This window comes from Caulobacter sp. GW456-12-1-14-TSB4 (assembly GCF_059424195.1).
Genome location: NZ_JBWKZF010000003.1, coordinates 53,262 through 65,441, shown reverse-complemented (window position 1 = coordinate 65,441; position 12,180 = coordinate 53,262). Strand labels below are relative to the sequence as shown.

The 12,180-nt window shown below is 67.1% G+C and carries 11 protein-coding genes and 1 tRNA gene; 7 read left to right on the top strand and 5 right to left on the bottom strand.

Annotated elements, in window-relative coordinates; translation table 11 throughout:
- Window positions 1-37: 37 nt before the first annotated feature.
- Window positions 38-113 (bottom strand) — tRNA-Lys (locus AC07YH_RS03685).
- 84 nt (window positions 114-197) lie between these two features.
- On the opposite strand from AC07YH_RS03685, the gene AC07YH_RS03680 reads away from it, so the two are divergent.
- Window positions 198-536, top strand: a complete 339-nt coding sequence (locus AC07YH_RS03680) for an Hpt domain-containing protein (protein WP_494621661.1) — start codon at window positions 198-200, stop codon at window positions 534-536.
- Between the two features lie 63 nt (window positions 537-599).
- Here the strand turns inward: AC07YH_RS03680 and AC07YH_RS03675 are convergent, their stop codons facing one another.
- Window positions 600-3,695, bottom strand: a complete 3,096-nt coding sequence (locus AC07YH_RS03675; protein ID WP_494745657.1) for a TonB-dependent receptor — start codon at window positions 3,693-3,695, stop codon at window positions 600-602.
- Between the two features lie 466 nt (window positions 3,696-4,161).
- Between AC07YH_RS03675 and AC07YH_RS03670 the strand changes: the two genes are divergently transcribed.
- Window positions 4,162-4,989 (top strand): TIGR00266 family protein, encoded by an 828-nt coding sequence (locus AC07YH_RS03670; protein ID WP_494745656.1) that lies wholly within the window; start codon window positions 4,162-4,164, stop codon window positions 4,987-4,989.
- Window positions 4,990-5,023: 34 nt separating this feature from the next.
- On the opposite strand, the gene AC07YH_RS03665 is transcribed toward AC07YH_RS03670, so the two are convergent.
- Together AC07YH_RS03665 and gcvA are read right to left on the bottom strand one after the other, a co-directional pair.
- On the bottom strand, window positions 5,024-5,353 hold the full coding sequence (locus AC07YH_RS03665; RefSeq protein ID WP_494745655.1) for a chorismate mutase: 330 nt from the start codon (window positions 5,351-5,353) through the stop codon (window positions 5,024-5,026).
- A 48-nt stretch (window positions 5,354-5,401) separates the two neighbouring features.
- Entirely contained in the window at window positions 5,402-6,358 is a 957-nt protein-coding gene (gcvA, locus tag AC07YH_RS03660; RefSeq protein ID WP_494745654.1) for a transcriptional regulator GcvA, read from the bottom strand.
- Window positions 6,359-6,544: 186 nt separating this feature from the next.
- Between gcvA and cobA the strand changes: the two genes are divergently transcribed.
- The 5 genes from cobA to AC07YH_RS03635 are packed head-to-tail and all read left to right on the top strand — an operon-like array spanning window position 6,545 to window position 10,632.
- Window positions 6,545-7,387: a uroporphyrinogen-III C-methyltransferase gene (gene cobA / locus AC07YH_RS03655; RefSeq protein WP_494745653.1), complete on the top strand. Its 843-nt coding sequence runs from the start codon at window positions 6,545-6,547 to the stop codon at window positions 7,385-7,387.
- Complete coding sequence (locus AC07YH_RS03650) at window positions 7,384-7,749, top strand: DUF2849 domain-containing protein (protein ID WP_494745652.1); 366 nt, start codon at window positions 7,384-7,386, stop codon at window positions 7,747-7,749. Before cobA ends, AC07YH_RS03650 begins: the two co-directional genes overlap by 4 nt.
- Window positions 7,750-7,752: 3 nt before the next feature.
- A complete protein-coding gene (locus AC07YH_RS03645; protein WP_494745651.1) occupies window positions 7,753-9,411 on the top strand; it encodes a nitrite/sulfite reductase in 1,659 nt (552 codons plus the stop codon).
- Window positions 9,395-9,901, top strand: a complete 507-nt coding sequence (locus AC07YH_RS03640) for a DUF934 domain-containing protein (protein ID WP_494745650.1) — start codon at window positions 9,395-9,397, stop codon at window positions 9,899-9,901. The genes AC07YH_RS03645 and AC07YH_RS03640 overlap by 17 nt, the downstream gene beginning before the upstream one ends.
- Complete coding sequence (locus AC07YH_RS03635) at window positions 9,901-10,632, top strand: phosphoadenylyl-sulfate reductase (RefSeq protein WP_494745649.1); 732 nt, start codon at window positions 9,901-9,903, stop codon at window positions 10,630-10,632. Before AC07YH_RS03640 ends, AC07YH_RS03635 begins: the two co-directional genes overlap by 1 nt.
- On the opposite strand, the gene AC07YH_RS03630 is transcribed toward AC07YH_RS03635, so the two are convergent.
- On the bottom strand, window positions 10,629-12,125 hold the full coding sequence (locus AC07YH_RS03630) for a serine hydrolase domain-containing protein (protein WP_494745648.1): 1,497 nt from the start codon (window positions 12,123-12,125) through the stop codon (window positions 10,629-10,631). The genes AC07YH_RS03635 and AC07YH_RS03630 overlap by 4 nt on opposite strands.
- Between the last annotated feature and the right edge of the window lie 55 nt (window positions 12,126-12,180).

Here is a 12,180-nt window from a genome sequence, read left to right as displayed (position 1 = left end):
GAGGGGAAGCTTCTAAGCCGTTCAAATTTTAGGAGAATGGTGGGTGTAGTAGGATTCGAACCTACGACCCGCTGATTAAGAGTCAGCTGCTCTACCAACTGAGCTATACACCCATTCGACGGTCCGAAGCACTTGCGAGCCCCGGCGGCGAGGCGCGGAACATACGCAATGATTTTGGGAGCGCAAGCGCTTTTTTCATGGCCAGACGAGATATTAGCGGAGCCGTTGATTTCGCTTACCTGGAAGGGTTCGCGGCGGGGGATTCCGGGGTCGTCGACGAGGTGCTGGCGCTGTTCCGCGAGCAGGCCGCGCTGTGGACTCCGATGCTGGATCCGACCCATCCCGGCTGGCAGGACGCGGTCCACACCGTCAAGGGCGCGGCGCGCGGGGTAGGGGCCTTCCAGCTGGGCGAGGTCTGCGAACGCTGTGAGGCCGGCCAGGACAGCCTGGAGGCGGTCAGGACGGCCCTGGACGTCGCCCTGATGGACATCGCCGCCTACGCCCACGAACAGGCCCTGCGGTCGCTGAAGGGCTGACAAAGAAAAAGGGGCCGAAGCGTCGCTTCGGCCCCACGCAGGAGAGAGGGTCGTTCGTAGGCTCTAGAACTTGGCGCGCATGGTCACCTGGTAGGTGCGGCCGTCGTAGTCGATGCGGCGGGGCAGCATCGGGTCGTTCTCGTATTCCGAACGCGTGGCGTCGGTCAGGTTGAAGGCGTCGACCGAGACCGTCAGGTCCTCGGTCAGGTTGTACGAAGCCGAGGCGTCCAGCTGGCTGCGCGCCTTGACGGTACGGGCGTCGCCGACGAACGAGTTGCCGGCGGCCAGGTCGTACTTGTCACGCCAGTTGTAGACCAGGCGGACGCCGAACTTGGTCGACTCGTAGTAGCCGATCAGGTTCAGGTTGTTCTTCGAGACGCTGGGCAGGGTGATCTTGTTGCCCGCCGTGTCCTTGCCGTCGATCTTCGTATACGAGTAGTTGAACGCGCCACCGAAGTTCTTCCAGAAGCCCGGCAGGAAGTCGAGGTTCTGCTGGATGTTGAACTCGAAGCCGGTGACGGTCATCGGCGACTGGTTGGTCTTGCCGCTGATGCGCACCTCGGCGTTCTTCACGACGCCGCCGGCGCCGATGAAGGTGTTCGAGCTCAGGCAGCGCGGGGAGCCGGCCGAGGTGTCGACGCGCAGCGTGCCCAGGTCGACGTCGATGCCGTCGATCTTGCCGCTGGTCGGGCACAGGACCGCCTGGTCGAGGATCGGGCCGATGTAGCCCTTGATCTCCTTGCGGTAGGCCGCGATCGAGATCAGGCCGCCCGGACGGTTGTACCATTCCAGCGACGCATCATACGAGTCGGAGGTGTAGGGCTTGATGTCCGTGGCGCCCAGCGTGACCGTGTAGACCGGGTCGGTCGGCGGGTTCACGTCGACCGGGACCTGCACGAAGGTGGTCGGCACGTTGTCGCGCGGTTGCGGACGGACGTAGGTGCGGTAGGCGGCGGCGCGGAACACCAGGTCGTCGCGCAGGTCGGCCACGATGATCGCCGACGGCAGCCAGTAGTCGAAGTGGTTCTTGCTGGTCTTGGTCGACAGCGAGTGGTTGATCGCGCCGGCCTGGTTCGACAGGGCCGTGGTGCAGTTCTTACAGTTCAGCGCGTTGATCGTCTGCTCGGTGTACTCGTAGCGCGTGCCGATCGTGCCGCGGACCGGGATGCTGAACAGGTCGGTCTTGAACTTGGCCGCGACGTAGGCCGAGTAGACGTTGTTTTCGTTGCTGAAATTGTTGTTCCAGTAGTTGCCGTCGGTGTAGTTGTTGACCACGCCGTACGGGGTCAGGAACACGCCCGGCGCGCCGAGCAGGAACTGGTCGGGCAGGCCGTTCGGATTGGCCGTGGTGCGCAGTCCCGTGTTGACCGGGGTGATGGCCGACAGGATCTTGTTGACGTCGACATTCATCCAGTTGGTCGTCGCGCCGTCGGCCTTGTTGCCGAAGAAGTCGCGGGCATAGGACAGCTGGGCCGCCATGTCCGGCGTGATGTTCTGGGTCTGGGCGCCCAGGGCGGTGTTGCGCGAGCCGCTCGAGGTGAACTTGTTGTGCTCGGCGCGGCCGCCGAACGTCAGGTTCGTGAAGATCGAGCTGTCCAGCGAACGGTCGAAGTCGAGCTGGAACGAGTTCAGCACGTTGTCGGCGTCGCCGTTGGTGCCGGTGATGCCGAAGCGGTCGGCGGCGACGCCGGCGGCCTGGCCCGGCATCTGCGCGCCGGCCTGGGTCGGGGCGGTGTTGGTCGCGGGGATCACGAAGCCCGTGGTCGGCAGGTGGGTGGCGTGCGGCGTGACCAGGGTCGCGTGGTAGTTCGACAGGTCCGAGCCGCCCAGATCGACCGTGGTGACGATGCCGTTCAGGCCCGCCGAGCCCAGGTTGCGATAGGGGTTCTGGACGACGTCGAACTCGATCTGGTTGGCATAAGCCTTGGCCTTCGACACGGTCAGGTTGGCCGTGGCCTTCCACTGGTCGTTCTTGAACTCCAGGGTCGGGTTGATGGCCCAGGTCTGGTTCTCGGCCGGCTCGGAACGGATCGAGTCGAACGTGTTGATGTTCTCGGCCTTGAACTTGTTGATGTAGGCGCGCGGACCGTTCGGCGTCTGCACGACATAGGGCGTGCCGATGTCGCTGATCTTGGCCACGGCCGAGGTCGCGGCGAGAGCCGTGTTGGTGCCTTGGCCGCCACCGGCGTCGATATAGAGCAGGTTGTTGGTCGCCTCATCCAGCTTGCGCTTGGTGATGAAGGCGTTGGCGCCGAACTTCCATTCGTCGTTGATGCGCCATTCGAAGCCGCCGGCCGACGACAGGGTCGTGCCGCGGTTGAACTTCACCAGCTGACGGGTCTGGCTGGGATAGTAGACGCCGCCCGGATTGGCCGTGATCAGGGCGTCATAGACCGGGTTGGAGCCAGCGGCGGCCTGGTTGCCGACCTGGATGGCGCCCAGGCGATTGGCCCACGAGTTCACGGTGATCGAGTCGCGGCGGAACTTCTCGGACTTCCACGCCACCACGCCGAACACGGCGAAGTCGTCGGTCAGGTGCTTGTTGTAGCCCAGCGAGGCCAGCGGGCTGCCGAGGTTGCCCAGGTCGTTGTACTCGTACGAGACCTTGGCGAAGCCGCCGTCCTTGCGCGACAGGGCCGGGTTGATGCGCAGGTCGACATTGCCCGACAGGCCGCCGGCCAGGTTGGACGCCGACGGCGACTTGATGACGTTGATGGCGGTGAAGATGTCCGAGTTGAAGGCGCCCAGCGGGGTCGAGCCGTTCAGGATCGGATCGGCGAACGCGCCGCCGTTCAGGGTGGTGCGGGCGAAGGTGCCGGGCAGGCCACGCAGCGAGATGGTGGCGTTACGGCTGTCGGCTTCGCGGTTGATCTGCACGCCCGGGATACGCTGGATGGCTTCACCGACGTTCAGGTCGGGGAAGCGACCCAGGCCGTCCGACGAGATGCCGTCCGAGATTTCCAGGGTCTCGCGCTTGGTCGAGATGGCGTTGGCGTAAGCCTGACGGAAACCGGTGACAACGACAGCGTCAACGGTGTCGGCTTCGGCCTTCTTCTCGCCGGCGGCGTCTTGAGCGTAGGCGGTCGAGCCCACCGCCAGAGCGGCGCACGACGCCAGCAGCGCGGCGCGGAAAACGAACGTGTTGCGAGCATGGTTCATGAGATTGCCTCCCCCGGCGCACTGACATGGCGCCCTTGTGACGACTTATCCGACCAGTTCTGGGCGATGTCAATAATTGGTAATGCCACTTACGCAAAGGTGGCGACCACTTGGTCAGGCCAAACCTGAGGCTGCGGATAGGTCGCTTAGGGCGGATCTTGCGATCAGGGGTAGAGCTGATCTGTGTATTGAATTATCAGGGAAAATTGCCGAATAAACCCGATTTGAGTGCTCTATCGGCCGGCGTGGTCACCAATTATCGGATGAATGGTAAGGCCAACTGACGACCTCTGACTTGACCGAACGTCAACCGAAGTCGTCGAGGTGCGGCTAAAAGGCAACGCTACCGTCTGGCCAATTCCGGTCGGCGGGCTCTACCGGTGGTTTCCATGTGAAGGATGCTTCATTGGCGCGGCGGCCGAGGCCTCGCTAGAACGGTGTTCCCCAAGATGAGGAGTCTCTTTCCATGCCCCCCAGCCCCTGGAGCCACACCCGCAACGCCAGCGTCGCCGACGACATCGACTTCGAGATCAAGGGCGAGGACCTGCAGTTCGTCGAGATCGAGCTGGATCCCGGCGAGAGCGCCGTGGCCGAGGCCGGCGCCTTCGTCTGGAAGGACGCCAGCGTCCAGATGACCACCGTGTTCGGCGACGGCTCGGCCGACCAGGGCGGCGGCATCATGGGCAAGCTGCTGGGCGCGGGTAAGCGCCTGGTCACCGGCGAGAGCCTGTTCACCACCGTCTTCACCCATCAGGGCCAGGGCAAGGCCCGGGTGGCCTTCGCCTCGCCGACGCCGGGCACCATCCTGCCGCTGAATCTGGGTCAGCTGGGCGGCACGCTGATCTGCCAGAAGGACAGCTTCCTGGCCGCCGCGCGCGGGGTGTCGATCGGCCTGCACTTCCAGAAGCGGGTGATGACCGGGCTGTTCGGCGGTGAAGGCTTCATCATGCAGCGCCTCGAAGGCGACGGCTGGGTGTTCGTGCAGATGGGCGGCACGCTGGTCGAGCGCGAGCTCAAGGCCGGCGAGGAGTTGCACGTCGATACGGGCTGCCTGGCGGCCTACACGCCGGGCGTCGACTTCGATCTCGTCATGGCCGGCGGCGTGAAGAGCGTGCTGTTCGGCGGCGAGGGCCTGTTCTTCGCCCGCCTGCGCGGTCCGGGGAAGGTCTGGATCCAGTCGCTGCCGTTCGCGCGCCTGGCAGGCCGGATGCTGCAGGCGGCGCAATTCCAGGGCGGCAACCAGGGCGAGGGTTCGATCCTGGGCGGCCTGGGTCGGATGATCGACGGGAACTAAGAGCGGAAGCGCCCCCGCGAGGGGGCGCTGACCGTCAGCCCTTGGTCTTGTCCCAGCTGTCGTATTCGTAGGCGATGCAGCGGTCGATCAGCGTGCGCCAGACGGGTTCGGCGATGGCTTCCGACAGGCCGGACTCGCGGGCGGCGGCCTTGACCTTGTCGACCACGTCCTCGATCCGCGCGCGGTCGAACACCTTGGTGCGGTCGGCCTTGATGCGGGCCGCGGCGTCCATGAAACCCTGACGTTCGGTCAGGAGCTGGACTAGGGCCCGGTCCAGGGCGTCCACGCCCTGGCGCACGTCGGCCATGGTCTGACAGTCGGCGGGAGCGAGGTGCTCGTCGACGTTGAGAGTCGTGATTTTCATGGGCCCCTTTAAGCCGTTTCCGACGCCGGAAACCAGTACCGTAAGGGCTTAAATCCCCGAGCCGTTGTCCAGGGTTTGCAGCGCCGCCTCGTGCGCCTGGGCCTCGCTCGTCAGCCAGTTCACGAAGGCCTTCACCTGCGGCAGGCGGCCCTTGGCCTTGGGGTGGACGACGTAATAGGCGAAGTCGACGGCCGTGGAGGCCTCGAACGGGATGACCAGGCGGCCGGAGTCGAGGTCGGCCTGGGCCAGGGTGCGCTTGGCCAGGGCCACGCCGCGACCGTTGGCGGCGGCCTCGATGACCATGCTGGACTGGTTGAAGCGCGGGCCGCGCGCGCCATCGACGCCGCGGATGCCGCGCGCCGCCAGCCACATCGCCCAGTCGGGGCAGCTGTCGTCGGCGTCGGGCGAACCGTCATGCAGCAGGATGTGGTGGGCCAGGTCCTCGGGACGTTCCAGGGCGTTGGCTTCCAGCAATTCTGGGCTGGCGACCGGCACCACGGTCTCGTGCATCAGCCGGATGACCTCCAGGCCGGGATAGCGGCCCGAGCCGTAGCGGATGGCCATGTCGACCTCGCCGGTGGCGAAGTCCACGACCTCCATGCCGGCAGACAGCCAGACATCGACCTGCGGGTGGGCCTGCTCGAACTTGCCCAGGCGCGGCACCAGCCACTTGGCGGCGAACGAGGGGGCGGCGGTCAGGGTCAGGCGGCGGCCGTCGACGGCGGCGGTCAGCAGGGAGGCGGCTTCGGCCAGGCGGTCGAAGGCCTCGCGCAGGGCGGGCAGGGCGGTCTGGGCCGCGTCGGTCAGCAGCAGGCCCTTGGGCGTGCGCTTGAACAGGGCCGCGCCGACATAGTCCTCGAGGTTCTGGATCTGCTGGCTGACGGCGCCGGGCGTCACCGACAGCTCGTCGGCGGCGCGGCTGAAGTTCAGGTGGCGAGCGGCGGCCTCGAAGGCGCGCAGCGCGTTCAGCGGCGGCAGACGGCGGCGCTCGTTGGGTCTTTCCATAGTTTTACTGAACGCCCCGGCAGAAGTCCTTGTTTGCGAATTGAGCCCTTCGCGACGAGTTTGCAAGCGTTCGCTGCCGGATTGGCCCTTTTCGGCGGCGCGCACTCGCGGGGTTGTCCTTAGGGGCGACCCCGCCTTGCGTTCCAGAGTTTTATTCCAAGCGGCCTGATAGAGGTTCTAAAGCCCATGGCTCGCCAGCCGGCCCGAAACAGCAAGCCCGGCCTCGTCGTCGTTGGCGGCACGCGGGCCAATCGCGCGCTCGGCGCGGTGTGGCTGGTCGGCGCCGGTCCCGGCGATCCGGACCTCCTGACCTTCCGCGCCTTCAACGCCCTGCGCGCCGCCGACGTGGTGGTGCATGACGGCCTGGTGTCCGACGAGATCCTGGACCTGGCGCCGCGTCGCGCTCGCCGGATCAACGTCGCCAAGCGCAAGTCGCGCCACACCCTGCCGCAGGACGATATCAACCAGCTGATCGTGGCCTTGGCCCTGGACGGGCTGAACGTGGTGCGCCTGAAGGGCGGCGACCCGTTCCTGTTCGGCCGTGGCGGCGAGGAACTGCTGGCCTGCCGCGAGGCCGGCGTCGACTGCCATGTGGTGCCCGGCGTCACCGCCGCCCTGGCCGCCTCGGCCGGCGCCGGCGCGCCCCTGACCCATCGCGGCGCGGCCCAGGCGGTCACCTTCGTCACGGGTCATGCGGCCCATGGCGAGCCGGATCTCGACTGGGCTTCGCTGGCCCGACCGAACCAGACCGTCGTCATCTATATGGGCGTCACGACCGCCGGCCTGATCGCCGAGCGCCTGACCTCCGCCGGGCGCGAGGGTTCGACCCCCGCCCTGATCGTCGAGAACGCCAGCCGCGCCGACGAGCGTCGCGTGCTCACCACGCTGTCGGGCCTGGCCGAAGCCGCCCAGGGCGTCAAAGGCCCGGCGCTGCTGATGGTCGGCGAGTCGATGGCCATGGCCGACGTCGCCCCGATGATCGATCCGATTTCCCAACCCGCCCTGTTCGAGCGGAGCTCGCGTTCATGAAAGCCATCGTCGCCAACCGCCTGCTCGAGGGCGATGTCGTGTTCTGGAAGTCCGGCCAGTGGGTCGAGAACTTCGGGGACGCCCAGCTGTTCGACGAGGCCGCCGAGGCCGATCTCGAAGCCGCCGTCGCCACGGGCAAGGGCCAGCCGACCGTGGTCGTGGACGTCTATCCGATCGACTTGGCGCCGTCCGAAGGCCACTGGGCCCCGGTCAGCTATCGCGAACGCATCCGGGCGCTCGGGCCCACCAACGAACCCACGCATGGCAAGCAGGCCGAGGGCGGCGACGTCGTCGAGGCCCTGCGTCACGCCTCGGGCGCGGCGCGCTCGACCGGCCGCGTCGACCTGATCCGCAGGAAGTAGGGCATGTACCAGTACGACCTCATCGATAAGGAATTCCTGGCCGACCGCTCGGCCGAGTTCCGGGGCCAGGTCGCCCGCCGCCTGTCCGGCGAGCTGACCGAGGACCAGTTCAAGCCGCTGCGGCTGATGAACGGCCTCTATCTGCAACTGCACGCCTACATGCTGCGGGTCGCCATCCCGTACGGTTCGCTGAACCCGACCCAGGCTCGCCGCCTGGCCGAGATCGCGCGCGACTACGACAAGGGCTATGGCCACTTCACCACGCGCCAGAACATCCAGTTCAACTGGATCAAGCTGAAGGACGCGCCGGAAATCCTGGACAAGCTGGCCGAGGTTGACCTCCACGCCATCCAGACCAGCGGCAACTGCATCCGCAACACCACGTCCGACCCCTATGCCGGGGCCACGGCCGAGGAGATCGACGACCCGCGCGTCTGGGCCGAGGTGATCCGCCAGTGGTCGACCCTGCACCCGGAATTCTCGTACCTGCCGCGCAAGTTCAAGATCGCCATCACCGCCGCCGCCAAGGACCGCACGGCGGCCAAGGTGCACGACATCGGCTTGCTGATGCGCCAGGGCCGTGACGGCCAGCTGGGCTTCGAGGTGATCGTCGGCGGCGGCCAGGGGCGCACGCCCTATGTCGGCCCGACCATCAAGCAGTTCCTGCCGACCGACCGGCTGCTGAGCTATCTGGAAGCGGTGCTGCGCGTCTACAATCGCCACGGCCGCCGCGACAATATCTACAAGGCCCGCATCAAGATCCTGGTCGCCGCGTTGGGGACCGAAGAGTTCGCGCGCCAGGTGGAGGAGGAGTGGGAGAAGATCGACGCCGAGCGCGCCGACCTGCCCGCCGCCGAGTACGCCCGCATCCGCGCCGCCTTCGCCACCACCACGTTCGAGACCCTGCCGGCCCGCTCCGAAGCCTTCGAGATCGCCAAGGCCAATGACAGCGCCTTCGCCCGTTTCGTGCGCAACAACGTCCGCGCCCACAAGCAGCCGGGCTATGCGATCGTCGAGGTCTCGCTGAAGGCCGCCGACCAGACGCCGGGCGACGCTTCGGCCCACCAGCTGGAGGTCGTCGCCGACCTGGCCGAGCGCTATGGCCAGAACGACCTGCGCGTCACACACGTGCAGAACCTCGTCCTGCCGCACATCAAGCAGGACGACCTGCCGACCGTGTTCGCGGTGCTGGAAGCGGCGGGCCTGGCCACGCCGAACATCGACCTGATCAGCGACATCATCGCCTGCCCGGGCCTGGACTACTGCGCTCTTGCGAATGCGCGCGCCATCCCGATCGCCCAGGACATCGCCCGACAGTTCGCCGATCCCGACCGCGCCGAGAACGTCGGCGAGCTGAAGATCAAGATCAGCGGCTGCATCAACGCCTGCGGCCACCACCACGTGGCCCACATCGGCATCCTGGGCGTCGATAAGAAGGGCGAGGAATTCTACCAGCTGTCGCTGGGCGGTTCGGGCGCGGAAGACGCCTCGATCGGCAAGATCCTGGGCCCGGCGCTGCCGGCCGACAAGGTGGCCACGGCCGTCGACCAGCTGGTCGGCGCCTATCTGAACACCCGCGCCGACGGCGAGCGCTTCCTCGACACCTATCGCCGCGTCGGCCTCGAGCCCTTCAAGGAGGCGGTCTATGCCCAAGCTGATTGAGCTGGCCAACGGTGAAGCCCGCTGGGCCGACGACGTCTTCGTCAACGTCACCGACGAGGACGCCATCCCCGACTCGGGCGACGTGATCCTGTCCCTGGCCCGCTTCGAGGCCGAGGGCGACAGCCTTTTGTCCTCGAACAGTCGCCGGGTCGGCGTGCGCATCGAGTCCGACCAGGAGATCGAGGTCCTGGCCTACGACCTGCCGCGCATCGCGGTGGTGGCCCTGGCCTTCCCGAAGTTCCGCGACGGTCGCGCCTACACCTCCGCCCGCCTGCTGCGCGAGCGCTTCAAGTATGACGGCCAGATCCGCGCCGTCGGCGACGTGCTGCAGGAGCAGGTCGGCTTCATGGTCCGCTGCGGCTTCGACGCGTTCGAGCCGTCGGATGGCGCGACGCCTGAGGTGCTGACCAAGGCCGCGGGCCGCTTCCGCCATGTCTATCAGCGCGCCGCCGATGCCCGAGCGATCGCGCTGGACGAAAGGGCGCTCTAGTGGCCTACGACCAGACCAGCGCTCATGCCGGTGTCGCCGCTCGCCTCGACGCCGAGCTGCGGGACGCCCATCCGGCGACGATCCTGCGCGCGGCCTATGAGCAGCTCGGCGACAAGCTGGCCCTGGTCTCGTCGTTCGGCGCGGAGTCGGCGGTGCTGCTGCATCTGGTCTCGCAGATCTCGCCGAACATCCCGGTGCTGTTCCTCGACACCGGCATGCTGTTTGGCCAGACCCTGGACTACCGCAAGACCCTGGCCGCGCGCTTTGGCCTGACCGACGTGCGCGACCTGCGCCCGGCCTTCGCCGATCTCGCCACCCAGGACCCCAAGTCGGACCTGTGGCGCACCAGCGTCGACGGCTGCTGCAACATTCGCAAGGTGCTGCCGCTGGACCGCGCCCTGGGCGGCTTCGACGGCTGGATCACCGGTCGCAAGCGTTTCCACGGCGGCGATCGTCTCAGCCTGCCGGTGGTCGAGGAGGCCGATGGCAAGCTGAAGTTCAACCCGCTGGCCAACTGGGGCAAGGCCGAACTCCAGGCCTATGTCGCCGAGCACGACCTGCCGTCCCACCCGCTGGTCGCCCAGGGCTATGCCTCGATCGGCTGCTGGCCCTGCACCCAGCCGTCGGAAGATGGTCGCTCGGGCCGCTGGCAAGGTCAGGAAAAGACCGAGTGCGGCATCCACGTCGCCCGCGCGCCGGGCGTGGCGCCGAACGTCGGCGGCGACATCTAGGGTTTGCCGCTCAGGCGCGCGATGGCCGCCTTGGAATCCGTATTGTCGGGATTGAGCGCCACGGCCTTGCGGTGCAGGGCCAGGGCGTCGTCGCGCCGGCCGGCCTTCTCCAGCGCTTCGGCATAGCTGTTGTAGACATTGTCGCTGGCCGGGAAGAGGGCGGCGTTGACCTTGAAGGTCTCCAGGGCCTGGGGCAGGCGGCCGTCCTCCAGCATCTCGTAGGCCAGGTTGTTGAGGTCGTTCTCGCGCAGCACGTAGTGCGTGGTGTCGTCGCGCAGGGCGGCCAGCTTGGCGAAGGCGGCGTCTGGGCCGTTGGCCGTCAGGGTGCGGGCGTAGAGGCGGGCCAGGTTCAGCGGCGCGTCCAGCGGCGGTTCATCGTCCAGGATGCGCAGGGCCGAGAGGCCGGCCTTGTACAGGCCTTCGCTGTTGGTGTTGTCGAGCACGATGACGGTGCGCTTCTCGTCGAGCGCGCGCAGGAAGATGGTGGCGCAGCCGGGCATGCCGCCGGTGTGCCAGACGACCTTGCCGTGGCCGCGGTCCTTGAAGATGAACCAGCCCAGGCCGTCCTCGGCTGGGCCCATGCCGCCGATGTCGAGCCAGACCGAGACGGGCTGGCCGTCGGCGAGGCGATCGGGCGTGTAGGCCATTTCCTGGGTCTTGGCGTTCAGCAGTTTGTTGTTCCGCACCGCCTGGTCGAACTTCAGCAGGTCGCCGACGGTGGTCACCACGCCCGCTGCGCCCATGACGTTGGAGGCGTCGCCCTTCAGCCGGGTGCGGGTGGCGGCGTAGCGGGGTTCGTAGTCGTAGTTGCCGGCCATGCGGCCTGTCGTCGAAGGATGGGCGGCGCTGGTGACATAGGTGTGGGTGAGGTCGGCGGGCCGGGCGATGCGGTCGCGGACATAGGCGTCGAAGGTCTGACCCGACACCGTCTCCACCAGGCGCGCCAGCAGATGGTAGCCGATATTGGCGTACCACCAGCGTTGGCCGGGCTGGAGCTGGAATGTGACCTTGCCGGCCTTGAGCGCCGGGATCAGGTCGGCCTGGCCCATCGGGCGTGGCGCGATGGTCTTCGCGTAGGCGGCCATGGTCGCTTCCAGGTCCTTGTCTGCGAGGCCGGACGTATGGCTGAGCAGCCGGCGGACCGTGACGGCGGGGTAGGGGAAGTCCTTGAAGTAGCGGGCGACCGGCGCGTCGAGGTCGATCTTCCCGCGCTCGACCAGTTGCAGCACGGCCGTGGCGGTGAAGGTCTTGGAAACCGAGGCGATCTCGAACTCGGTGTCGAGGGTGTTGGGCTTGCGGGCCTCGAAGTCGGCAAAGCCGAAGGCCTTGGCGTAGATGGCCTTGCCATCCTGCGCGACCAGCACCGCCCCGTTCAGTCGGCCCTCGGCGGCCAGGCCGCTGTAGTAGGCGTCGAGCTTCGCGGCGGAGGTCTCCGCCTGGGCACGACCCGTGACCAGGACCACCACGGCCAACAGCGCCAGCATGGACCGCATCGAGGACTCCGCTTATGATCCGTTTCGCATGGTTCGAATAGGACTATTTAAGGCG